Origin of the sequence: Janthinobacterium sp. FT14W, from assembly GCF_009208755.1 — a bacterium.
GTDB classification, from domain to species: Bacteria; Pseudomonadota; Gammaproteobacteria; order Burkholderiales; family Burkholderiaceae_D; genus Janthinobacterium; species Janthinobacterium violaceinigrum.
Map to the genome: position 1 here is coordinate 1 of NZ_WFLL01000070.1, position 22,456 is coordinate 22,456.

At 61.7% G+C, this 22,456-nt stretch carries 21 protein-coding genes and 1 tRNA gene; 13 read left to right on the top strand and 9 right to left on the bottom strand.

The window, feature by feature from the left end; genetic code table 11:
* Window positions 1-128: 128 nt before the first annotated feature.
* Window positions 129-2,390, bottom strand: coding sequence for a putative bifunctional diguanylate cyclase/phosphodiesterase (locus tag GCN74_RS26645; RefSeq protein ID WP_152259456.1), 2,262 nt, complete (start codon window positions 2,388-2,390; stop codon window positions 129-131).
* Window positions 2,391-2,812: 422 nt separating this feature from the next.
* Between GCN74_RS26645 and aroC the strand changes: the two genes are divergently transcribed.
* Window positions 2,813-3,907: a chorismate synthase gene (gene aroC, locus GCN74_RS26650; protein ID WP_152259457.1), complete on the top strand. Its 1,095-nt coding sequence runs from the start codon at window positions 2,813-2,815 to the stop codon at window positions 3,905-3,907.
* Window positions 3,908-4,114: 207 nt separating this feature from the next.
* Here the strand turns inward: aroC and GCN74_RS26655 are convergent, their stop codons facing one another.
* Entirely contained in the window at window positions 4,115-5,611 is a 1,497-nt protein-coding gene (locus tag GCN74_RS26655; RefSeq protein ID WP_152259458.1) for an HDOD domain-containing protein, read from the bottom strand.
* A complete protein-coding gene (locus GCN74_RS26660) occupies window positions 5,608-7,287 on the bottom strand; it encodes a putative bifunctional diguanylate cyclase/phosphodiesterase (RefSeq protein ID WP_413541567.1) in 1,680 nt (559 codons plus the stop codon). The genes GCN74_RS26655 and GCN74_RS26660 overlap by 4 nt, the downstream gene beginning before the upstream one ends.
* A gap of 456 nt (window positions 7,288-7,743) precedes the next feature.
* On the opposite strand from GCN74_RS26660, the gene GCN74_RS26665 reads away from it, so the two are divergent.
* The 4 genes from GCN74_RS26665 to GCN74_RS26680 all read left to right on the top strand — a co-directional run bounded on the left by GCN74_RS26665 (window position 7,744) and on the right by GCN74_RS26680 (window position 11,150).
* Window positions 7,744-9,423, top strand: coding sequence for an isovaleryl-CoA dehydrogenase (locus tag GCN74_RS26665; RefSeq protein WP_152259460.1), 1,680 nt, complete (start codon window positions 7,744-7,746; stop codon window positions 9,421-9,423).
* 189 nt (window positions 9,424-9,612) lie between these two features.
* Window positions 9,613-10,263 carry a uracil phosphoribosyltransferase gene (upp, locus tag GCN74_RS26670; RefSeq protein ID WP_046682928.1) on the top strand — a complete coding sequence of 217 codons (651 nt, stop codon included), beginning with the start codon at window positions 9,613-9,615 and terminating at the stop codon, window positions 10,261-10,263.
* A 22-nt stretch (window positions 10,264-10,285) separates the two neighbouring features.
* Window positions 10,286-10,648 carry an Hpt domain-containing protein gene (locus GCN74_RS26675; protein WP_152259461.1) on the top strand — a complete coding sequence of 121 codons (363 nt, stop codon included), beginning with the start codon at window positions 10,286-10,288 and terminating at the stop codon, window positions 10,646-10,648.
* A 298-nt stretch (window positions 10,649-10,946) separates the two neighbouring features.
* Window positions 10,947-11,150, top strand: a complete 204-nt coding sequence (locus tag GCN74_RS26680; RefSeq protein ID WP_010398811.1) for a cold-shock protein — start codon at window positions 10,947-10,949, stop codon at window positions 11,148-11,150.
* A 433-nt stretch (window positions 11,151-11,583) separates the two neighbouring features.
* On the opposite strand, the gene GCN74_RS26685 is transcribed toward GCN74_RS26680, so the two are convergent.
* Complete coding sequence (locus tag GCN74_RS26685) at window positions 11,584-12,495, bottom strand: LysR family transcriptional regulator (RefSeq protein WP_152259462.1); 912 nt, start codon at window positions 12,493-12,495, stop codon at window positions 11,584-11,586.
* Window positions 12,496-12,711: 216 nt separating this feature from the next.
* On the opposite strand from GCN74_RS26685, the gene aceB reads away from it, so the two are divergent.
* The gene (gene aceB / locus GCN74_RS26690) at window positions 12,712-14,310 is read left to right on the top strand and encodes a malate synthase A (RefSeq protein WP_152259463.1); all 1,599 of its coding nucleotides are present in this window, start codon (window positions 12,712-12,714) and stop codon (window positions 14,308-14,310) included.
* 120 nt (window positions 14,311-14,430) lie between these two features.
* Here aceB and gloB read toward each other — a convergent pair whose 3' ends face one another.
* Window positions 14,431-15,240 carry a hydroxyacylglutathione hydrolase gene (gene gloB, locus GCN74_RS26695; RefSeq protein WP_152259464.1) on the bottom strand — a complete coding sequence of 270 codons (810 nt, stop codon included), beginning with the start codon at window positions 15,238-15,240 and terminating at the stop codon, window positions 14,431-14,433.
* A 19-nt stretch (window positions 15,241-15,259) separates the two neighbouring features.
* On the opposite strand from gloB, the gene GCN74_RS26700 reads away from it, so the two are divergent.
* The 4 genes from GCN74_RS26700 to GCN74_RS26715 all read left to right on the top strand — a co-directional run bounded on the left by GCN74_RS26700 (window position 15,260) and on the right by GCN74_RS26715 (window position 17,439).
* Window positions 15,260-16,036, top strand: coding sequence for a class I SAM-dependent methyltransferase (locus GCN74_RS26700; protein WP_152259465.1), 777 nt, complete (start codon window positions 15,260-15,262; stop codon window positions 16,034-16,036).
* A complete protein-coding gene (gene rnhA, locus GCN74_RS26705; protein ID WP_152259466.1) occupies window positions 16,029-16,466 on the top strand; it encodes a ribonuclease HI in 438 nt (145 codons plus the stop codon). Before GCN74_RS26700 ends, rnhA begins: the two co-directional genes overlap by 8 nt.
* Before the next feature lie 103 nt (window positions 16,467-16,569).
* Entirely contained in the window at window positions 16,570-17,283 is a 714-nt protein-coding gene (dnaQ, locus tag GCN74_RS26710; protein ID WP_152259467.1) for a DNA polymerase III subunit epsilon, read from the top strand.
* Between the two features lie 81 nt (window positions 17,284-17,364).
* A tRNA-Val gene (locus GCN74_RS26715) sits at window positions 17,365-17,439 on the top strand.
* 16 nt (window positions 17,440-17,455) lie between these two features.
* On the opposite strand, the gene GCN74_RS26720 is transcribed toward GCN74_RS26715, so the two are convergent.
* Window positions 17,456-17,740: a hypothetical protein gene (locus tag GCN74_RS26720; RefSeq protein ID WP_152259468.1), complete on the bottom strand. Its 285-nt coding sequence runs from the start codon at window positions 17,738-17,740 to the stop codon at window positions 17,456-17,458.
* A gap of 95 nt (window positions 17,741-17,835) precedes the next feature.
* Complete coding sequence (locus GCN74_RS26725; protein WP_152259469.1) at window positions 17,836-18,156, bottom strand: hypothetical protein; 321 nt, start codon at window positions 18,154-18,156, stop codon at window positions 17,836-17,838.
* A 213-nt stretch (window positions 18,157-18,369) separates the two neighbouring features.
* On the opposite strand from GCN74_RS26725, the gene GCN74_RS26730 reads away from it, so the two are divergent.
* Together GCN74_RS26730 and GCN74_RS26735 are read left to right on the top strand one after the other, a co-directional pair.
* Window positions 18,370-18,579 carry a hypothetical protein gene (locus tag GCN74_RS26730; RefSeq protein WP_193317281.1) on the top strand — a complete coding sequence of 70 codons (210 nt, stop codon included), beginning with the start codon at window positions 18,370-18,372 and terminating at the stop codon, window positions 18,577-18,579.
* Window positions 18,580-18,975: 396 nt separating this feature from the next.
* The gene (locus GCN74_RS26735; RefSeq protein WP_193317282.1) at window positions 18,976-19,638 is read left to right on the top strand and encodes a PEP-CTERM sorting domain-containing protein; all 663 of its coding nucleotides are present in this window, start codon (window positions 18,976-18,978) and stop codon (window positions 19,636-19,638) included.
* Here the strand turns inward: GCN74_RS26735 and GCN74_RS26740 are convergent.
* Window positions 19,584-20,288 (bottom strand): phosphoribosyltransferase, encoded by a 705-nt coding sequence (locus GCN74_RS26740; RefSeq protein ID WP_152259471.1) that lies wholly within the window; start codon window positions 20,286-20,288, stop codon window positions 19,584-19,586. The two genes, GCN74_RS26735 and GCN74_RS26740, sit on opposite strands and share 55 nt — an antisense overlap.
* A gap of 24 nt (window positions 20,289-20,312) precedes the next feature.
* Window positions 20,313-21,152: a universal stress protein gene (locus GCN74_RS26745; RefSeq protein ID WP_193317283.1), complete on the bottom strand. Its 840-nt coding sequence runs from the start codon at window positions 21,150-21,152 to the stop codon at window positions 20,313-20,315.
* A 248-nt stretch (window positions 21,153-21,400) separates the two neighbouring features.
* Here GCN74_RS26745 and GCN74_RS26750 point away from each other — a divergent pair.
* Window positions 21,401-22,456, top strand: a 1,056-nt coding sequence (locus GCN74_RS26750) for an efflux RND transporter periplasmic adaptor subunit (protein ID WP_226939250.1), incomplete at its 3' end; no start/stop codon positions are given.

Below are 22,456 nucleotides of genomic sequence, written 5' to 3' on the forward strand. Positions count from 1 at the left end.
ATCAGAGTTAATCGGGCATTCTTATGGATGTTCATTCGGTTGGTTTCCTTGAGAACTGGGGGTTTGGCGATTTCCAGTGTCTCAAATCCAATCCGAATGAACCACAACAACCTATTGAAACATCACACCTAGGCCGCGCCCTGCAGCGCCTCGTTGTTCAGCCAGCTGCCCAGCGCCGCGGCCGTCATGGGGCGGGCGAACAAAAAGCCCTGCGCCATCGGGCAGCCCAGCGCATGCAGAATCTGCGCCTGGCGCTCGTCTTCCACGCCTTCGGCGATCACGGCCAGGCCCAGGTTGCGGCCCAGCTGGATGACCATTTCGGCGATGCTGCTGCCGCGCGCGGACCCCGTGATTTCCGTCACGAAGGCGCGGTCGATCTTCAGGCGGTCCACTTGCAGGCGCTGCAAATAGGAGAGCGAGGAAAAGCCCGTGCCGAAGTCGTCGATGGCGATGCTCACGCCCGTCTGCTTGATTTGCCACAGCATCTTGATCAGCATGTCCGGCTCTTCCATGGCCATCGATTCCGTGATTTCCAGCTCGATGAACTCGGGCGGCGCCTGCGTCTCTTCCAGCGCCGCGCGCAGCATTTCCAGAAACAGGGGATGGCGGAACTGCACTTGCGACACGTTGACGGACATGACGAAGTTGCGGTGGCCCTGCTCGCGCAGCAGCACCAGTTCGCGGCACGCCGTGCGCAGCACCCATTCGCCCAGGTCGATGATGATGCCCGAATACTCGGCGATGGGGATGAAGCGGTCGGGCGAGATGAACTTGCCGTCCGGCGTCTGCCAGCGCAGCAGCGCTTCGGCACCCACGGGGCGGCGCGTGGTCAGGTCGATCTGCGGCTGGTACACGACAAACAGCTGGTCCTGGCTGAAGGCCGTGCGCAGCGCGTGCATCATGCGCACCCGTTCGCGGATTTCGATGCCCATGCTGCGCGAGAAATAGAAGTGCCCGGCGCGCTGCTGGCTTTTCGCCCGCTTCAGGGCGATGTCGGCATCCTTCAGCGCGTCGGCGCCCGTGCCCGTATGTTCGCCCAGCCGCACCAGGCCCAGGGTGGCCGACAGCTGCACATCCTGGCCTTCGATGCAGAAGGGCGGCTGGAACAGGGCCAGGATCTTGGCCGGGTTGACTTGCGACGAGTCGCCCAGCACGCAAAAGATGTCGCCGCCCAGGCGCGCCACCGTCAGCTGCGGTCCCAGCTGGGTTTGCAAGCGGCCCGCCACGGCGATCAGCAGGGTGTCGCCGAACTGGTGCCCCAGCGCATCGTTGGTCTCGGCAAAATGGTCGAGGTCGACCAGCGACAGGGTGGCGTCGTCGCGCGCGGGGCCGGCCAGGGTGGCGTCGAGAATTTCCACCAGGCGCGTGCGGTTCGGCAGCTTCGACAATTGATCGTAGAAGGCGGCATTGTGCAGGTGCGATACCAGCTCCACGTTGTCCAGCCCCACGGCGACGTTGCTGCAAAACACTTCCAGCAGGCTTTCATCAATGGCCGAGAGGGGGCGGGGCAAGACCAGGTAGGCGGCCGCGTCGCGGCTGGCCTTGCCCGCGAAGTACAGGGTGGCGTAGTCGTGCGCGTAGACGTTGCGCCGCTGCGCCAGGGTGTGCTCGATGGCCGCCATCACGCGGGGGTTCTGCAGGCCGCACAGGGCGCTGTGCGGCAGGCTGGAAAAGCTGCCCGTGCAGGCCGAGACGAGCAGCTCCTTGCCGCCGTTGTCCTGCAAGTCCTGCACGCACAGCACGCCGTCGGCGCGGATGCCCAGCAGGTCGGCGATCTGCGCCAGCACGCCGGCCGAGAAGTTCTGCACGCCGTGCAGCGCCATCAGCTGCGTGCTGGCGTGGACGATCTGGTCCAGGCCGCGCCGGCTGTTGCTGATCGAGCGTATCTGCTCGTACGAGCGGATGGCCGCCGTCACCGTGGTAAACAGCTTGATGCGCGTCAGTTCGGACTTGGTCTTGTAGTCGTTGATGTCGAAATCGCGGATGGCGTCGATTTCCGGCGCATAGCCGGGCTGGCCCGTGCGCAGGATGATGCGCACGTCCGTCATTTTCAGCGTTTCGCGGATGTAGCGCACCAGGTGCAGGCCAGCGTCATCCTGTTCCATCACCACGTCGAGCAGGATGACGGCGATGTCGTCTTCATGCTTGAGCAGTTCGCGCGCCTGGCCGGCCGAATACGCATGCACGAATTCCAGCGGGCGGTGCTGCATTTCCAGGTTGCCCAGGGCGAAAGTGGTGGTGGAGTGGACGTCTTCATCGTCGTCGATGATCATCACCCGCCAGACGCTGCGCGGTGCGGCGGCCAGCGGCGCCGCTGGTTGCTCATCGAGGAATACCAGGTCGTCGTGATCGTCCTTGTTGGCGTCAAGGGGGATGATCGGTGCGGGCATGTATAGCTTCTCCAGGATGACTCGATATTTTTACGAGCGCGTCACAAAAGCCCATGGCGTTGTTGCGTTGCCTCGCCGTACTTGCGTACTGTCTTCGGCAACGACGCCTAGCCCTGGGCATTTTGTGATGCGCTCTCGGCGCAGCACAAATCCGGTTTTACAACAGGTATTGTGTAGCGCGCTTTGATCCAAGTATATAGCTATTTAATAAGCAAAATGTTTTTTTAAATCTCCTGTGGAGTGCAATATTTCTTCTATTGCATGATTGCAACTCATATTTGGTGTTTTTTATATGAAAAAAAACACGGTATTGGAAAATGGCGATTTTGGCGGGGCAATATTGTGCTTGCTGCGGCATTCGCGGCATGGCATGCCCCGCAGGCTGGTAGAATTGAGTTTTCCAGTCTTTCACACTCCCTACTATGTCCGGTAATTCTTTTGGCAAGCTGTTTACTGTTACCACTTTCGGCGAATCGCATGGTCCGGCCATCGGCTGCGTGATCGATGGCTGTCCTCCAGGGCTGGTCCTGTCGGAAGCCGATATCCAGCCCGAGCTGGACCGCCGCAAGCCGGGCACGTCGCGCCACGTGACGCAGCGCCAGGAACCGGATACGGTGGAGATCCTGTCCGGCGTGTATCAGGGCGTGACGACGGGCACGCCCATCGCGCTGCTGATCCGCAATGAAGACCAGCGCAGCAAGGATTACGGCAATATCGCGGAAAGCTTCCGTCCCGGCCACGCCGACTACACGTACTGGCACAAATACGGCGTGCGCGATCCGCGCGGCGGCGGGCGTTCCTCGGCGCGCCTGACGGCGCCCGTGGTCGGCGCGGCGGCCATCGCCAAGAAATGGCTGCTGCAGCAGTACGGCACCACGTTCAAGGGCTGCATGAGCCAGCTGGGCGATATTCCCGTGCCGTTCCAGTCCTGGGAGCACGTGCACGCGAACCCCTTCTTTGCGGCCAGCGGCGACGCGGACCTGATCGCGCGCATGGAAGCGGCCATGGACCAGTTGCGCCGCGACGGCGATTCCATCGGCGCGCGCATCGACGTGATCGCGCAAAACGTGCCCGTGGGACTGGGCCAGCCCATCTACGACAAGCTCGACGCCGACATCGCCTACGCCATGATGGGCATCAATGCCGTCAAGGGCGTGGAAATCGGCGCCGGTTTCGACTCGGTGGCGCAAAAGGGTTCGGAGCACGGCGACGAACTGACGCCGGAAGGCTTCATCGGCAATAACGCGGGCGGCGTCTTGGGCGGCATCTCGACGGGGCAGGATATCAGCGTCTCGATCGCCATCAAGCCGACTTCGTCGATCCGCACGCCGCGCCGCTCGATCGACAAAGAGGGCAATCCCGTGATGGTGGAAACGTTCGGCCGCCACGACCCGTGCGTGGGCATCCGCGCCACGCCGATCGCCGAAGCCATGCTGGCGCTGGTGCTGATCGACCACGCCCTGATGCACCGCGCGCAGTGCGGCGATGTGTCGGTTTCTACGCCGAAGTTGAAGTAAGCTGAATGTTGTCGGATGACGGGCCTGCGGCCCTGATCCGACCTGCGACCTTGATGGTCGTTTTCTCGTTTAACAACGACACTTGCGACACCTGACAAAACCGTAGCGAGCGGAAGGGAGAGGTGGCTAAGAAGCGGAACCGTACTCTAGTACGGTGAGCATCGCAGGCCGCCTATGCCGACGCGCAGTAGGTTTGGTCAGGTGTACTCATGCCACCTTATTTGCCACCAATTCCAATTGATGGCGCATCTCCACCGACTGCACCAATAACGCCCGGATATCGTTGATCAGGTTGAATTCCGTCTGGTTCAATTGGATCGGCGGGAAGCTGTCGTCCCAGTCGCCGTACAGGAATCCCGTGGGATGGCCGTTGGCCGACAGGGGCAGCACGACGAAGCTGCGCGCCTCCGACAGGGTGGCTTTCCACCATTGCGGCAGCTTGGCGGCAAATTTCGGGTCGCGCGCATTGTCGATGAAGATCACGCGGTCGCTATTGAGGGCCGCGTGGAACACGTTCGGCTCGTACGCGTCGCCAAACACCATCAGGTCCTGCAGGTCGGCCATGCCTTCGCCCATGCTGATGCGCGCCGAGTACAGGTGATCCCTGTGGTTGCGCACGAACGCCACCGAACGGGAAAAATCAAAGCCCTGGTGCAGCGTTTCAAGCGCCATCGAGACCATCTGCCCGGGACTGGCGCTGCCGATGGCGCCGCGCAGGTCGGCCAGGCCGCTGATCAGGACGCGGTTGCCTTCGGCGCGCATGCGCGTCGAGGCCAGCTGGCGCGCGCGCCGTTCGGCCGGTTTCGACAGGGGCGCGATCGACAGGTCGGCTGCCGCCATCGCCTTGGCCTTGTCCACCGCGACCACCAGGTCTGTGGCCGTGATGCCCAGGGTGCCCGCGTAGTCGTCGATCAGCGCGTGCACCTGCGCCGCGCCGGCCGCGTCGTCATGCCACAGCGAGTCGGCGCAGCGCGCCGCCATGGTCGACAAGCCCGCCATCCAGTCGGCGCCGCTGACGGGCGAGTTGTCGGGCGACGGATCCATCGGACGCATGCCGTTGATCAGGTGTTGCGGCAAGCCCCAGTGGGCCGCCGTGGCATAGCCCACTTCCGGCAGCGACAGGCCGAGGATTTCGCGCGCGGCGGCCGCTTCGTTGCCGGGCCCCGCATGCGCCTGCATGCGCGCCCAGAAGTCCGTCATGTAGAACGTCACCATCATGCGGCCCAGGGTGTGCAGCATGGAGCAGACGACGGCCTGTTCGGCCTGCAGGCTGCCGGCGCTGGTGGCTACCTGCTGCGCCACCATCCCGGCCAGCACGGCCTTTTCCATTTCCACGTGGGCGCTGACGGAGTCGGGCGAGGCCTGCGACAGCTCCTCGATCAGTTTCAGTCCCAGCGCCAGGTGGCCGATGGCGTCGATGCCCAGCACCAGCACGGCCTTCGACACCGTGTTGACGCGCTGGCCGAAGGCCGAATACATGCCGCTGTTGGCCAGCCGCAGCACCTTGTGCGTGAGGACAGGGTCGGACAGCACCGTTTGCGTGATGTCGAATTCATGGTCATCCTCGCCGCGCATGGCGCCCAGGATGGCGCTGATGGCTTTGGCGAAGCCGGGCATGTCGCCCTGCTGTCGCGTGCGCGCCCACAGCAGGTCCAGGGTGTTTTTGCCGAGCTGTGTCGGCGCCGTGAAATGGCCTGGGTTCATTGCACCCCTCCGCGCTGTTCATTGGCAGACGGCGTGGGCACCAGCGCCGCATAGGTTTTTTCGCCCAAGGCCGATAGCGCGGCATGGGCCGGCATCGGTTTGCCCGTCAGGTAGCCTTGCACATACTGGCAGCCGCGCGACTCCATGAAGTGCATCTGCTCCTCCGTTTCCACGCCCTCGGCCACCACGGACAGGTTCAAATGCTTGGCCAGGTCGAGAATGGTGTTGCAGATGGCCGCATCCTTGCTCGATTCGGGCAAGTCCTTGATGAAGGTGCGGTCGATCTTCAGGACGGAGATGGGGAAGCGCTTCAGATACGCGAGCGAGGAGTAGCCGGTGCCGAAATCGTCGATGGCGATGCGCGCGCGGCGCTCCGTCATCTTGACGAGGATGGTTTCCGCGTGCACGGGGTCGATCATCAGCGTGCCTTCCGTGATTTCCAGCACCAGGTGTTCGCCGGAGAGTCCGGAAAAGGCGATGGCGTCGTCGAGCACGTCGAGGAATTTGTCGTTGCGGAACTGGCGCGGGCTGATGTTGACGGAAATATACAGCGGCCGTCTGGCCACTTCCTGGAACTGCTTGAGCTGCACGCAGGCCGCCTTCAGCGCCCAGGCGCCCAGCAGGTTGATCAGGCCATTGGCTTCGGCAATCGGAATGAAGCGCACGGGCGGCACCAGGCCCAGGGTCGGATGCTTCCAGCGCATCAGGGTTTCGAAACCCTGGATCTGCCGCGTGTGCGCGTCGACGATGGGCTGGTAAAAGAGCAGGAATTCGCCTTCGCGCACGGCGTGGAACATGGCCGCTTCCAGCGAGATGTCGTGTTCCGACGGGCCGTTCAGGCGCGGGCTGTAGACCAGGCAGCGGGCCTTGCCCGTTTCCTTGGCGCGCGACATGGCCGCATCGGCCAGCGCCACCAGGCGCACTTCATCTTCCGCGTGCAGCGGGTAGATCGATACGCCCACGGAGGCGCCCACGTAAATCGTGTGGCCGTCCACTTCGAATGGCGCCTGCAGGGTGGCCAGCAGGCGGCCCGTCACCAGCTTGATCTGCGCGTCGGTGGCGCTGCCGGGCAGCACGGCGACGAATTCATCGCCGCCCACGCGCGCCAGCGTGTCGCTGTCGCGCAAGGTCTTGCGCAGGCGCGCGGCCGCCAGGCGCAGCACGGCGTCGCCGATGGGGTGGCCCAGGCCATCGTTGACCTTCTTGAAGCCATCGAGGCCGATGGTGGCCACGGAAAAGCCCTGGCCCGAACGCGCGGCCTGGGCGATCACCATGCGGATGCGGTCCGACAGCAGCAGGCGGTTCGGCAGGCCCGTGAGCGCATCGTGCGTGGCCATGTGGCGCAAGCGTTCTTCCGTATTGTGCTGGGCCGACGTGTCGCGCCCGACCACCAGCAATTCGGCGATGCCGTTCCCGTTCAGGTAAGAAGACAGGCGCAGCTCGAACCAGATTTCCTGGTCCGGCGTTTGCAGGCGCACTTCCAGGCGACCCGGTTCGGCCAGGGCATCTTCCAGCGCCGCTTGCAGCGCGGCGCGCGACGCTTCGGCGGCCAGCGGCAGCAGCAAGTGGCCGGACAGGCCCGATGGCGCGCCAAACAGGGTGGCCGCGCGCTTGCTGGCGAACAGGATCAGGCCGTCCGTATCGAGCCGGAACACGACGTCGCCGGCCTCTTCCATGAGGTTATCCAACTCGTGGCGGGCCTCGCGGTGGGCGGCGGATGGGGTACTGGAAAACATCGTGCTGGCTTTTACCTTTTTGTTATCAGTGTCGGCGCTCGCTGCAGGGCAGGGCGCCAACGGAAAGAGTGCATCGTGCGCGACGCGTGCCATAGCGGGCCAGAGGGCGACTATCGGAACGCGATCCACACGAAATGTATCATTGAAAAGCATCCGATTACATGAAATAGAGCAACATTGCTTCAGGTTTTGTAAATATTCCTGCCTTCCATGAAAAAAATCATCATGCGCGACACACGCAGGCATTTTCGTTCCATGTGGAAACTTTCTGCCGCGCCCGTTTCCGGTAGCGCGCTTGCCCTGCTATGCGCTTTAGGCTAGTCTGGCTGGCAGACGGTGTAGACGCTGCGCCAGCGACGGCAAGGGCGCCATGATAACAAAACGCGGGAGACCCCCATGAATGCCTTTGACACGCATGAAGTTTTCAACCAGGCCACGCCGTTTGAAAACGTCAATCTGTTCGCCTGCGATCGCGCGCTGATCGAAGCGCTGCTGCGCGAGGGCGGCGGCGCCGCGCTGCAGGAGCTCGACGCGCTGGGCGAGAGGCTGGGCCGCGCCGAGACTTACGCGCTGGCGCGCCTGGCGAATATCCACACGCCCGAGCTGCAGCAGTTCGACCGGGCCGGGCGCCGCATCGACGAAGTGCAGTTCCATCCGGCCTGGCATGAACTGATGGCCATGCTCGTGGGCGCCGGCGCGCACGCCTCGCCCTGGGCCGCACCCGGCCCCGGCGCCCAGGTGGCGCGCGCGGCCGCCTATCTATTGGTGGGACAGGTGGAAAACGGCACGCAGTGTCCCGTGACGATGACGTATGCGTCCGTGCCCGCCTTGCGCCAGGCGCTTGATCTGCCGCAAATCGCGCAGCGCTGGCTGCCGAAAATCCTCTCGCGCGAGTACGACCCCCGTTCCCTGCCCGTGGAGCAGAAGCGGGGCGCCCTGGTCGGCATGGGCATGACGGAAAAGCAGGGCGGCTCGGACGTGCGCAGCAATACCACGCGTGCCGTGCCCGTGGCGCCGGCCGAGGCGCAGGCGCTGTTCGGCGACGAGGCTGGCGGCGCCTGGCGCATCGTCGGCCACAAATGGTTCTTTTCGGCGCCCCAGTGCGATGCCCACCTGATCCTGGCGCAGGTGGAAGAGGGCGGATTGTCGTGCTTCTTCCTGCCCCGCTACCTGCCCGACGGCAGCCGCAACGCCATCCGCGTGCAGCGCCTGAAGGACAAGCTGGGCAACCGCTCGAACGCCTCGTCGGAAGTGGAATTTACCCATGCCTACGGCTGGCTGGTGGGCCAGCCGGGGCGGGGCATTCCCACCATCCTGGAAATGGCCAGCCATACGCGCCTTGATTGCGTGCTGGGCAGCGCCGGCATCATGCGCGCCGCCTTGACGCAGGCGCTGCACCATGCGCGCCAGCGGGCCGTGTTCGGCAAGCCGCTGGCCGAACAGCCGCTGATGCAGAACGTGCTGGCCGACCTGGCGCTGGAATCCGAGGCCGCCACGGCCTTTGCGCTGCGCCTGGCCCGCTGCTTCGATGAAAAGGACGATCCGCAGCAAGCGATGCTGGCGCGCGTGCTCACGCCGGCCGGCAAGTACTGGATCTGCAAGCGCGGTCCCGGCTTCGGCTTTGAAGCGATGGAGGTGCTGGGCGGTACCGGCTATGTGGAAGAGGCGCCGCTGGCGCGCCTGTACCGCGAACTGCCCGTCAATTCGATCTGGGAAGGTTCGGGCAACGTCATGTGCCTCGACGTCCTGCGCGCCTTCGGCAAGTCGCCGGCCGCGCGCGACGCCCTGGCGGCCGAGCTGGCGCTGGCGGGCGATGGCGATGCCATGTTCGACGGCTATCGGGCGCGCCTGCTGGCCGACCTGGACGGTCCGCAAACGGACGAATTTGGCGCCAGGAAATTATCCGAGCGCATCGTGCTGGCCGTGCAGGCGGCCTTGCTGCTGCGCCATGCGCCGCCGTTTGTCGCGCAGGCATTCCTGCAATCGCGGCTGGCGCAGGCGCCGGGCGGCGCGTATGGCCGCCTGCCGGCGGGCACCGATTGCGCGGCCATCCTGGCGCGCGCGCTGCGCGGGTAGCGAGGCTCGGGGCATGGCGGACCTGGTCTGCGGCGCGCGCCAGCGCGGTTTTGTCTGTAATTATTTCAAAATTCCGGCCACAGGCAGGCTGTGGGCTGGGATAATGCTGCAATCCATCATTTTATCGACACGCGGCGCGCCCGCAGCCCAAGCTTGCCGCGCGCCAAAGAGCAGAGAAAGAAAAATAATATGAAACAAGATCCACGTTTCCCGAATTTGTTCATTACCGATCACCCTTTGATCCAGCACAAATTGAGCCACATGCGCGAGCACGACACGTCGACGCGCACCTTCCGTGAATTGCTCAAGGAAATTACCTTGCTGATGGGCTATGAAATCACGCGCGACCTGCCGCTGACCACGCGTGAAATCAAGACCCCGCTGGTCACCATCGACGCGCCTGTCATTGCTGGTAAGAAACTGGCCATCGTCCCCATCCTGCGCGCCGGCATCGGCATGAGCGATGGCTTGCTGAACCTGGTGCCATCGGCCCGCGTTGGCCACATCGGCGTGTACCGCGACCCGGCTACCCACATGCCCGTGGAATACCTGGTGCGCCTGCCGGACCTGAACGAGCGCACCTTCATCCTGTGCGACCCGATGGTGGCGACCGGCAATTCGGCCGTGTACGCCGTTGACGTGCTGAAGAAGCGCGGCGTGACGGACGAGCAGATCATCTTCCTGGCGCTGGTGGCCGCACCGGAAGGCGTGACCGTGTTCCAGAATGCGCATCCGAACGTCAAGATGTTCTGCGCTGCGCTCGATTCGCACCTCGACGACCATGCCTACATCGTGCCGGGCCTGGGCGACGCCGGCGACCGCATCTTCGGCACCAAGTAAGCCACGTCAGGCGAGTATTGCGATGGCAACTTTGATTGACCCGGATTTTCGCGCGCGCCTGCGCGCCCTGAATGAAAAATATGCGGCTGGCGTGCCGGCCCTGATGCAGGCGATCGCGCAGGCTAGCGGACGCTGCGACAGCGAAGGCCCCCGCCTGGAACCGTTGACGGCGCTGCACCGCGCGCTGCACGCGGTAGCGGGCTCGGCCGCCACCTTCGGCTTTGCCGCGCTGGGGCAGGAATGCCGGCGCATCGAACAGCTGGTGCGCGCCATGCTCAACGCGCCCGCGCAAGCGGTGGCGGAATGGCCTGCCGTGCGGGCGCAAGTGGAGGCGCTGTTGCATTGGGCGGCACGCGATGCGGGCGCCACCCATTTCACGGCATAAGCGACAGCGCCATAGGGATATGGTTGCAATGATTCATTTGATGCAACGCAAAGCACCCGCGTCGCAGATTAGGATATAGTGTGTCCATGCCGCTGGTACAGGGCGCCGCAAGACGGGGATTTGGCTATTAAAGTGGTGTTCGCAAGTTTATTTTGCGAAAGAATGGTTTTTCTCAGTTTTGTTGGTATAATTGGGCATCGTTGGATTCGAGGTAGTAGTGCAGTTTGTCTGTCATTTCTTTCTTGCTTCAAACGATATAACGGGCGCAAGCCCAACTTAACTGAAATAGGAAATTGTAATGGCAACTGGCATCGTAAAATGGTTCAATGATTCGAAGGGTTTCGGCTTTATTACCCCTGACGAAGGCGGCGAAGATCTGTTCGCTCACTTCTCGGCTATCCAGTCGAACGGCTTCAAGTCCCTGCAAGAGAACCAACGCGTTTCTTTTGAAGTGACCGCTGGCCCTAAAGGCAAGCAAGCTTCGAACATTCAGCCAATCTAATACGCTGGATCAAACGAAATAAAGAAATCCTCGGTCTCCGAGGATTTTTTTTCGCCTGAATTTGCGTGAGACATGGATTTTGCGTGCTGTGCGGGGATATTTTGCCCGTGCGCAGGCATTTGCCGGGCGGCTGCGCTGCAGTGTCGGCCGGGCAGGTTGGCCTGGCGCTTGCGCGTAAACCGGCCTGCCCGCATTCCTGTCGCCACTGGGCTGGGCATCATCGGCTTACGCTGCGCTAAGCCGACCTACGTCACTAGCCTGGTCAGCGCAAGTCTCTAAACCGAACTCTGCGGCTTTCCCCGCTGACGTCACGACGCCGGACAAAACCGTCGCGAGCGGAAGGCAGAGGTGGCCGAGAAGCGCAACCGTACTGAAGTACGGTGAGCATCGCAGGCCGCCTATGCCGACGCGCAGCAGGTTTGGTCCCGCGTCCTCAGAAAGCGGGTTCGCGCCAGTAATCGGGCTGCGCGTACGAATGCCGCAAAAAATCCACGAACGCCCGTATGCGCAGCGGCAAGTGCCGGCGTTGGGCAAACACGGCGTAAATATCGTTGCCGGGTGCCGCGAACTGGTCCAGCACCGTCACCAATTGCCCCGATTCGATTTCCGCCCCCACCTCCCACATCGAGCGCCAGGCCAAGCCCTTGCCGGCCAGGGCCCAGTCGTGCAGCACTTCGCCATCGTTGCAGACCATATTGCCCGCCACCTTCAAGATCACATTCTTGCCGTTTTCGCGGAAGGTCCAGCCCCGCTGGCTGCCTTCGCTGCTGATCGCCAGGCAATTATGTTTCGCCAGGTCGGCCGGGATGCGCGGCGTGCCTGCCCGTTTCAGGTAGGCGGGCGAGCCGACCAGCACGCGCTGGTTGTCCGCCAGTTTCGTGCTCACCAGCGAGGAATCGGACAGGCTGGCGATGCGGATGGCCACGTCGATGCCTTCACCGATCAGGTCGACGAGGCGGTCGTTCAGGTTCAGCGACACCGTCACGTCGCGGTGTTCGGCCACGAACGAGGGGATCAGCGGCGCCACGTGCTGGCGGCCGAAGCCGGCAGGCGCGGAAATGAGCAGATGCCCGCTGGCCTTCACGCTGCGCTCGGCCACGGCCGCTTCCGCCTCTTCCAGTTCGCCCAGGATGCGCTGGCAATCTTCCAGGAAGGCGGCGCCTTCATTCGTCAGGGCCAGCTTGCGCGTCGTGCGTTGCAACAGTTTTACGCCCAGGCGCTGCTCCAGGGCATCGAGGCGCCGGCCTATCATGGCTGGCGCGATGCCTTCCGCGCGTGCGGCGGCCGACAGGCTGCCCTTGGCCACGACTTCCACGAACGTTGATATTTGTCTGAACTGGCCCATTTGATGCTCTCGCTATCTCGTTACTTGTGATAAAAACGCATAGATGAAGTGATTTTTAATCTCGTTTCCATGCCTTATAGTGCAATACTATAGAACAAAAGCGCCGCCCTGCAGAGTGTTTTTGCACCTCTGTCCAGCTTGCCCGCGCACTCGTTCCGCTTATACTTGGATCGCCAGATTACCTTTGCTTATATTTATTAAAAACCGGAGAACTTCATGACGCAGAACACGATCGCACTTCCCGAAGGCATGCAAATCACGGGTGACATCCAGCCCGGCTATGAACAGATCCTGACGCCGGCCGCGCTGGCCCTGGTGGCCAAGCTGACGCGCGCGTTCGAACCGCGTCGCCAGGAATTGCTGGCCGTGCGCGTGGAGCGGGCCAAGCGCCTCGATGCGGGCGAGCGTCCCGATTTCCTGCCGGAAACCGCGCACATCCGCGACGGCGACTGGAAGATCGCGCCGATCCCGAAAGCGCTGGAATGCCGCCGCGTGGAAATCACGGGCCCCGTCGAGCGCAAGATGGTCATCAACGCCTTCAATTCCGGCGCGGACAGCTACATGACGGACTTCGAAGATTCGAACACGCCGAACTGGGACAACCAGCTGACGGGCCAGATCAATATGTTCGACGCCGTGCGCAAGACGATTTCGCTGGAGCAAAATGGCAAGTCGTACAAGCTGAATGACAAGATCGCCACCCTGGTCGTGCGTCCGCGCGGCTGGCATCTCGATGAAAAGCACGTGCTGGTCGACGGCAAGCGCATTTCCGGCGGCATTTTCGACTTTGCCCTGTTCATGTTCCATAACGCCAAGGAGCAGCTGGCGCGCGGCGCCGGCCCGTACTTCTACCTGCCGAAGATGGAATCGCACCTGGAAGCGCGCCTGTGGAACGATATCTTCGTCATGACGCAGAATGAACTGGGCTTGCCGCAGGGTACGATCAAGGCGACTGTGCTGATCGAAACCATTCTGGCTGCCTTCGAGATGGATGAAATCCTGTACGAATTGAAGGAGCACAGCTCGGGCCTGAACGCGGGCCGCTGGGATTACATCTTCTCGTGCATCAAGAAATTCAAGCTGGACAAGGATTTCTGCCTGGCGGACCGCGCCAAGGTCACCATGACGGCCCCATTCATGCGCGCCTACGCCTTGCTGCTGCTGAAAACCTGCCACAAGCGGGGCGCGCCTGCCATCGGCGGCATGGCAGCCTTGATCCCAATCAAGAACGATCCGGAAAAGAACGACATCGCCATGGGCGGCGTGCGCAACGACAAGGCGCGCGATGCCACCGACGGCTACGATGGCGGCTGGGTTGCCCATCCGGGCCTGGTGGAGCTGGCCATGGGCGAGTTCACGAAAGTGCTCGGCGACAAGCCGAACCAGATCGACAAGCAGCGTCCTGACATCGACGTCAAGGCATCGGACTTGCTGAACTTCCAGCCGGAAGCGCCGATCACGGAAGCGGGCTTGCGCTACAACATCAACGTGGGAATCCATTACCTGGGCAGCTGGCTGGCCGGCAACGGTTGCGTGCCTATCCACAACCTGATGGAAGATGCGGCCACGGCCGAGATCAGCCGCTCGCAAGTGTGGCAGTGGATCCGTTCGAGCAAGGGCGTGCTGGAAGACGGCCGCAAGGTGACGGCCGAGATGGTGCGCGCCATGATTCCGGAAGAGCTGGCCAAGGTGCAGCGCGATGCGCCAGGCGGCGACGGTCCGACCTATGTGCGTGCCGGCCAGATTTTCGAGGAAATGTCGACGTCGGAGTCGTTCGCCGAATTCCTGACCTTGCCGCTGTACGAAGAAATCTGATTCTGATCAACTAGACGGATAAAAAAATCCCGGCAGTGCTGTTGGCACGGCCGGGATTTTTTGTATGGGTGTCTGCAACGCCTGGAAAAACCGGTGCGCGGCGGGTTTGCCCGGGTGTCCTCAGAAATTATTCTTCCACATGCGCAAGGCCGCAAAGGCTTCCACGGGCGAGGCGTCGGCCGCCAGCTTGCCTTCCACCTTCAGGCTGGTCAGGATTGCCGGTTCGCGGTAGCGCAGGAAGGGGTTCGTGGCCTTCTCCAGGGCAATCGTCGACGGCACGGTGGACAAGCCCTGCTGGCGCTTTTCCGTGTCGATTGCGATGCGTTCCTGCAAGGCCTGGTTGCCCGGCTCCACGGCGTTGGCAAAGCGCAGATTGGACAAGGTGTACTCGTGCGCGCAAAATACCTCGGTATCGTCGGGCAGGGCGGCCAGCTTGCCCAGCGAGTCGGCCATCTGGCCCGGCGTGCCTTCGAACAGGCGGCCGCAGCCGCCGGCAAACAGGGTGTCGCCGGAAAACAGCCAGGGCGCATCGCCTTGCTCCGTACGCTGCCGTACGTAGGCGATATGGCCCTTGGTGTGGCCGGGCACGTCGATGACCGTCATCTGCAAGCCCAGCTGGGGCACATAGGCGACATCGCCTTCGGCAAGCGGTTCCGTGATGGCTGTGATAGCCTCATTGCGCGGGCCGAAGACGGGCACGGCGAAATGCTGCAACAATTCAGGCACGCCACCCGTGTGGTCGGCGTGGTGATGCGTGAGTAAAATGGCGGACAAGGTCAGCTGATGGGCTTGCAACGCATCGAGGATGGCCATCGCATCTCCGGGGTCGACCACGGCGGCGTGGCGGCCGTCGTGGATCAGCCACAGGTAATTGTCGGCAAAGGCGGGCACGGCAAGTACCGATAAAGCGTGTTCAGGGGAGTGTGTCATGAGCAAAAGAGAAAACTGAATGGACAGTGTGGCATCCGAAAAATCCATTATAGCGCTTGATGGCTGGCTGCAGACGCCGGCCGGTCTGTACGTGCGTGCCTGGGAGCAGCAATGTCTCGACAGTCTGACCGTCGACATCTTCGGTTTTAATGCCGTGCAGATCGGCTTGCCCCAGCTCGACGCGCTGGCCGCCAGCCGCATGCCGAACAAATGGCTGCTCGATTCGCGCCTGCCTGCGCGTCCCCCGCAGGAGAGCAGTTTGACCCTCGTGTCAGCTTTCGACGAGCTGCCGTTCGACTCGCAAAGCCTGGACCTGGTGGTCTTGCCGCACGTACTTGAATTTGCTGCCGAGCCACATCAGGTCTTGCGCGAAGTCGAGCGCGTACTGATACCGGAGGGGCGCGTGATCGTCTGCGGCTTCAATCCGGCCAGCCTGTGGGGCATGCGCCAGGGCCTGGGACGCGTCACGGGACGCCATTATTTGCCGCAGGCGGGCGAGCTGATCTCTATGCCGCGCATGAAAGACTGGTTAAAATTGCTGAACATGGGCGTCAGCCAAAGCCACTTCGGCTGCTACGCGCCCGCCTGCAAGACAGAGAAATGGCTGCGCCGCAATGCCTTCATGGACAAGGCCGGTGCGCGCTGGTGGCCATATCTGGGCGCAGTGTATATAGTGCAGGCGATCAAGCGCGTCAAAGGGATGCGTTTGATCGGTCCGGCGTGGACCAAGAAACCGGCGACGGCGCCCGCAGGCGCACCGGTCACGAACAAAAGGCGGGAACAGCAAGATGGATAAGGTAGAAATTTACGCCGATGGCGCATGCAAGGGCAATCCCGGCACGGGCGGCTGGGGTGCACTGATGGTGGCCAATGGCGCCAAGAAAGAAATTTACGGCGGAGAACTGAACACGACGAATAACCGCATGGAATTGAAGGCCGTGATCGAAGCCTTGACGGCGCTCAAACGTCCCTGCCAGGTCGTGATGTACACCGATAGCCAGTATGTCCAGAAGGGCATCAGCGAATGGATCCACGGCTGGAAGGCGCGGGGCTGGAAAACGGCCGCCAAGGCGCCCGTAAAGAACGTCGACCTGTGGCAGGCGCTGGACACGGCCCAGGCCGTCCATGAAGTGGAATGGCGCTGGGTGCGCGGCCACAATGGCCATCCGGGCAATGAGCGGGCCGATGAGCTGGCCAACCTGGGCGTGGAAACCGTGCGCGGCTGAGAACTGAAATTTCCTGCCATGCCGCAGCGGGCAGGGCGTAACCGGAGGGCACAGGTTTGCTATACTGTGCCCTTCGCTTTTTGCTTTTAAGACTGAACCTGCCATGCGTCAAATTGTCCTCGATACTGAAACTACCGGCCTGAACCCGCGCACGGGCGACCGCATCCTGGAGATCGGGGCGGTCGAACTGAACAACCGCATGTTGACGGGGAATAATTTTCACCATTACATCAATCCCGAGCGCGACTCGGAAGAGGGCGCGCTGGCTGTCCACGGATTGACCACCGAGTTCCTCAGCGACAAGCCGAAATTCGCGGAAATCGCCGACGAATTCCGCGCCTACATCGCCGACGCCGAACTGATCATCCACAATGCGCCGTTCGATATCGGCTTCCTGAACGCGGAATTCAAGCGCCTGAATCTGCCGCCCGTCCACGAGCAAGTCTGCGGCGTGATCGACACCCTGGTGCAGGCGAAGGAAATGCATCCGGGCAAGCGCAATTCGCTGGACGCCCTGTGCGACCGCTACGGCGTCTCGAACGCCCACCGCAAGCTGCACGGCGCGCTGCTCGACTCCGAATTGCTGGCCGACGTCTACCTGGCCATGACGCGCGGACAGAACAGTCTGAGCATGGAAGAAGTGGAAGTGGCCGCCGACGGCGCCGTGCTGGAAATCGTGCCGCTGGCCGAGGTCATCTTCCAGAGCGCCACGCCCGACGAACTCGCCGCCCACGAAGCGACCATCGCCGGCCTCGACAAGGCTGCCAAAGGCCAGTGCATCTGGACCGCCGTCACGGCGCCGCCAGCGACTGCCTGAGAAAAAAGCGGAGCACGCTAAATTTCCTCTCGCCAGCCCTTGCAGATGCCGCAACACCTATGCGATAATTCGCCTCGCTTCGGGAGGTTAGCTCAGGGGTAGAGCACTGCATTCACACTGCAGGGGTCGCAAGTTCGAAACTTGCACTTCCCACCAAAATTTTCGTTTGTATTCAATAACTTAGGATTTCGCATCCTGCCAAAATACGAACTTGGGGCAAACTTGGGGCAATGGGATTTTTCTTCCGCCGCCTAGCCTCAACAATACGGCCGCTTTCTGCGGCCGTTTTCACATCACGCTGGCGTAGGCCGCGCCTGACATTTTTCTCATTTACTTTCTCAGCAACGGCCTCGTACACTGCGCTATTCTGATTGTCCTCTATCGGCCAGAAACGGCCGCTGCCCATGCGTGTCAGCACCGGCCGAGTTGCCATAAATCGTTTTGCAGCAATGCTCAACAAACTTTCTAAGACACGAAATACATGCCAATTACAGCGAAACCCTTTGGCTGCCAGGAGCAATTCGACTGGGGAGCAGACATCCACTCGGTTGCCTACGATGGTGGTTTGTCGATACGCGTCCTTCGAAACCGCAACAGGGATGATGTGCCCGCAGGTTTTGCCAGCGGCACGAAATGTTCCAGCGCCTCCAGGTAATCTTTTGCATGGGCTCGTATCACGTGGGCAGTGGGAGCACTGTCTTCGTCGATGCCGATTACACCTACGACGGATTGCAGGTCTCGCGCTAAATCAGCAACCGATTTGGATACCGTCGACTTCGTGACACGAAACCGCGCTGCGATCTGGTCATAGGTCTGTCCTTGGAGCATGGCTAGAAGCCAGGTCGATGCGAAAGAAGGGGATCGTGGTTCCATATTTCGGCTTTCGTGGCAACGGTGATTTCCACTATTGTTGCCGGGCCAACTGCATGCCTCCAGTCGAAATTGCCCCTTTTAGCGAGGTGTTTCGATAGTACAAATTTGAGTCGTGCGGTGTTCACACGACCCGTGCCGAATGTCGCCCCCCGATGTGGCGCTTTGCCTTCGGCAGTGGAAAATCTGCGGCGTAACGAGCTGATGGTGCGGGAAATGACCAATTACATTGGCCGCGAACTGTCGAAGGGGAGGACGCGGGCGCAGATCGCCAGCAACATCAGCAAGTCTGCCGCCTTCATGACGCAGCATGCGGTCCTTCTGGCCCTGCCGGAACCCATCGGCCTGGCGTTCAACAAGGGAGGGGGGAACCTGATGCCGGCACCCATGCTATCCGTGCGATGGGACTGTCAGCCACCCGTCTGAATTGCCACGGGTAGGCATTTCAGCTCTGGAGAGAGTGGCTGGACAGGCAAGTGCCGGGTGGAAGCAGACAGGGAAGTGTTCGACTGTGAAAAATTTATTCTCCAGAATGCCATGCGTACTATACCCATGATGCTGATTGGCGCATTTCGATTAACAAAGGAAAATATTTTACTCTTCCTTCAGTATTTATTGTGATTCAGCATGGCTCCATTCTCAGTGCCGATGATTTTTACACATGCATGCTTGAATGTCACGTTGCTTTTTAAAATCTCCTTTGTAAACAGACTCTTGTAATTTTTTCCAGGGTAGGGCATTGATTTTGCATATGGCTAAGCAGCTGCACAATCGCCGAAGAAAATTCCCGTATTTTCGAAGAGTATGTTGAAAGGAAAAATCATGAACATCATAAAATTGATGTTTTTCATCATCGTATCGATGTCTGCGTGCATTTGCTTTGCCTCCGTTTCCAACGAAATAGATTTGAAGCAATATCTATCTTATAAAAATAAATATTTAAATGGCGTTGGTGGGCCGGATCTGCAGATTACCGATACAAGTGACGTATTCGAGTACTACACCAACGATTTTAATATATCGCAAAAGACTCTAAGGATTAGTTATGACCTTGACTATATGGCAGATCCTTCTACGATCGATCCGACGTACGATCTCTTGGCCTTCAGAATTTTCCCCCAAGGCCAGTGGGTAACTCATTGGGGGGCTACCGAGCGGGATGTGGCGCGACTTTATTTTGTGCCAAGAATCGATATAATAAAATCCATCGTGATAGATCTAGCGCCCTTTCAAGGCTTTGACATGGCAATGGGTTGGGCATTTGTATCGGACGTGCCATCTCAGGCACACATTGTGATATCCAATATACGCATTGAAGTAATAGACGAGCCAGGGACTCTTGCCTTGTTAGGCATTGGTCTGCTTGCTGGGCTCTTCTTCATTCGAAAGTATCCTTCCCAGGAAGTGGAGTGTACTCCAAGACCAATTGCTTATTGGCGACATGGGAAAACACGTACCCCTGAATGCCTGGCCCCCTCTGCTTGAGTTAACTGCGTCCAGCGCCTTTCAAGCAAATGCATGACGGCTGTGTCGCTGACTTGCCGAAAGTCTTCATACCATTCGCCTACAGAGATGAATGAGAGCGGTGAGTGCAGACATGCCACTTCATCGGCGATGCGGGCTAGTACTTTGCGGCTTGCGCGGGGAGCGACGGGAGTGGCGACGATGATCTTTGCCGGTTTCATGGAGCGGGCGGAACGAATCGCCATGTACATGCTCGAACCGGTCGCAACGCCGTCATCCACCAAAATGACAATTTTGTGGTGAAGCGGCAGGGCGGGCCTGTCGGCGCGATACAGAATCTCGCGCCTTGACAGTTCCGCTTTTTCCCGGTCGATCATGGCGTGCACCGTTGCCATGTCCGTTCCGGATGACTTGATCTTGTCCCGGCGCAGGAAGCATATCTCATTGCCCGAAACGGCGCCCAGGGCATATTCTGGCTGGCTTGGCTGCCCGAGTTTGCGCACCATCAAGATATCGAGGGCCGCGTCCAGCTCGCGCGCCACCATGTAGGCTACGGGCACGCCGCCACGGGGCAAGGCCAGCACCAGGACATCCGGATGGGCGGCGTACGCTACCAGCCGCCGCGCGAGTAAATGGCCTGCATGAAAACGATTTTTAAACAGCCGTTGCATGCATCATCTCGCTACACGATATCATCAGTGCGACAGGAGGACAGGCAGCCTGGCCTGAGTGAGCAAATGGCGTGTCGTGCCACCCGCCACCCACTCGTGGAAGCGGCTGTGCCCATACGCCCCTGCGACGATCAGGTCGGCACCGTTGTCCTGGGCGTGCCTGCACAGGGCCGCGCCGCATTCCTCGGCCGTGTCGCGGCAGCTCACTTCCACCCGCACGCCATGGCGCGCCAGGTAGGTCGCCAGGTCGGCGCCCGGCTCGTCGCCATGCTGGCCGAATCGCTGGCGTGGATTGAGTACGACGACCTGCACGCGCTGCGCACGCAGCAACAGGGGCATGGCGTCCGCCACGGCGCGGCTGGCAGCCGCGCTCGCGTTCCAGCCGATGACGATGGAGCGGCCGGGCACCGTGGCGGCATCGGCGGTGTCGGGAATGACGAGCAGGGGACGCGGGCAGTGCAGTGCCAGGTAGCCGGGCAGGCGTGCCGACCAGAGGAGCCCCGGATCGCTCAGGTCGCCTTGGCCGGTGATGAGCAGGTCGCAGTACAGCGATTGCAGGAATAGCGCATCGGCGGCGCGGCTGTCCTGGAAGCGGGTTTCATAGGAGAGCACGCCAAGGCGCTGACAATGGCTGTCGAAGCGCAGCAGCTGCTCCCTCGCCGCCGCGCGCAGCGGTTCATAGTCGAGCGGTGGCGGCGGCGCCAACGTGGCCGCGCCGAAGACGATGTAGTCGAGCTGTGCGCCGCCGCTGGCCGTGGTGCCGATCAGGTGGGCATCGTAGTCGCGCGCCAGCGCCGCCGCCACTTCCAGGCGCCGCTCGAAGCCGGAAAACTGGTCGGCATACATGAGGATGGTCTTGTACATGGTTGGCTCCGGAACGGCAGGCAAGCGGATGCGAGTCCGATCGCGCTTTTTCGTGGGTGGCAGGCACATCCCGTGGGCAGGGGAGGCGCCGCTGGAAAACCTGTATTGTGGGCGGGGGGGCGGGACGGGAGTTGATCTGGATCAGATGTCGCGTGAATGTGGCGTGATCTGCGTCAACCGGCATGGCGCCGCCGCGCGCTAACATGGGCAGGCGCTGGTTCATTTTTCCGTGGGAGGCCGCCTGGCTTATGCATGCCATCCCGACAGGTACGATCGGCAGCCCGCCTGACGCCGGGCCGCGCAGTGCCGTCCACGCCAGGCGGGGCATCGCGCGGCGCCTGCTACTGATAGTCGCGGCGCTGCTGCCTGCCCTCGTGGGCGGCTTTGCCTGGTGGCATGCGACGCAACCGTTGCCGCACTATGTCACGGTCATGGCCGGACGCGGCAGCGTGGCGCAGGTGGTCGTCTCCAGTGGCGCCGTCAATCCCGTCACGACGATACAGGTCGGCACCTATGTGTCGGGCGTCATCGAGTCCGTTCTGTGCGATTTCAACACCCAGGTGAAGGCTGGGCAGCTGTGCGCCAGGATCGATCCGCGCCCGTACCAGACTGTCGCCGAGCAGGAGTCGGCGGCGCTGGGCATGGTGCGCGCGCAGCTGGCGAAGGACCGCAGCAGCCTCGATTACGCGCAAGGCATCGATGCGCGCAATGCGAGCCTGTTGCAGCGTGGCATCGTCTCGCAGGAAACGGCGGATACCTCGCACAGCGCCTGGCTGCAGGCGCGGGCGCAGGTGGCGCTCGACGCGGCGTCCGTGACGCAGCATGCAGCCCAGCTGAAAGCGGCGCGCATCAATCTTGGCTATACCAACATCGTTTCCCCCGTCGATGGCACCGTCGTGTCGCGCAATGTCACGCAGGGACAGACCGTGGCGGCCAGCTTCCAGACGCCGACCCTGTTCCTGATCGCCACCGACCTGATGCAGATGCAGGTCGACACGAATGTCAGCGAATCCGATATCGGCCGCATCGCGGTGGGTAATGGCGTGACGTTCAACGTCGCCGCGTATCCTGAGCGGCTGTTTTCCGGGGTGGTGCAGCAGGTGCGCCAGGCGCCGCAGACGGTGCAGAACGTCGTCACCTACGATGTGGTCGTCAGCGTGCCGAATGGGGACCTGGCGCTCAAGCCGGGCATGACGGCGGCGATGCGCATCGTCACCAGCCGCGCCGACCACGTGCTGCGGGTTCCCGGCCAGGCGCTGCGCTACCGCCCGACGACGCCCGCGGCGCAGGCGCAAGGCAGCGGC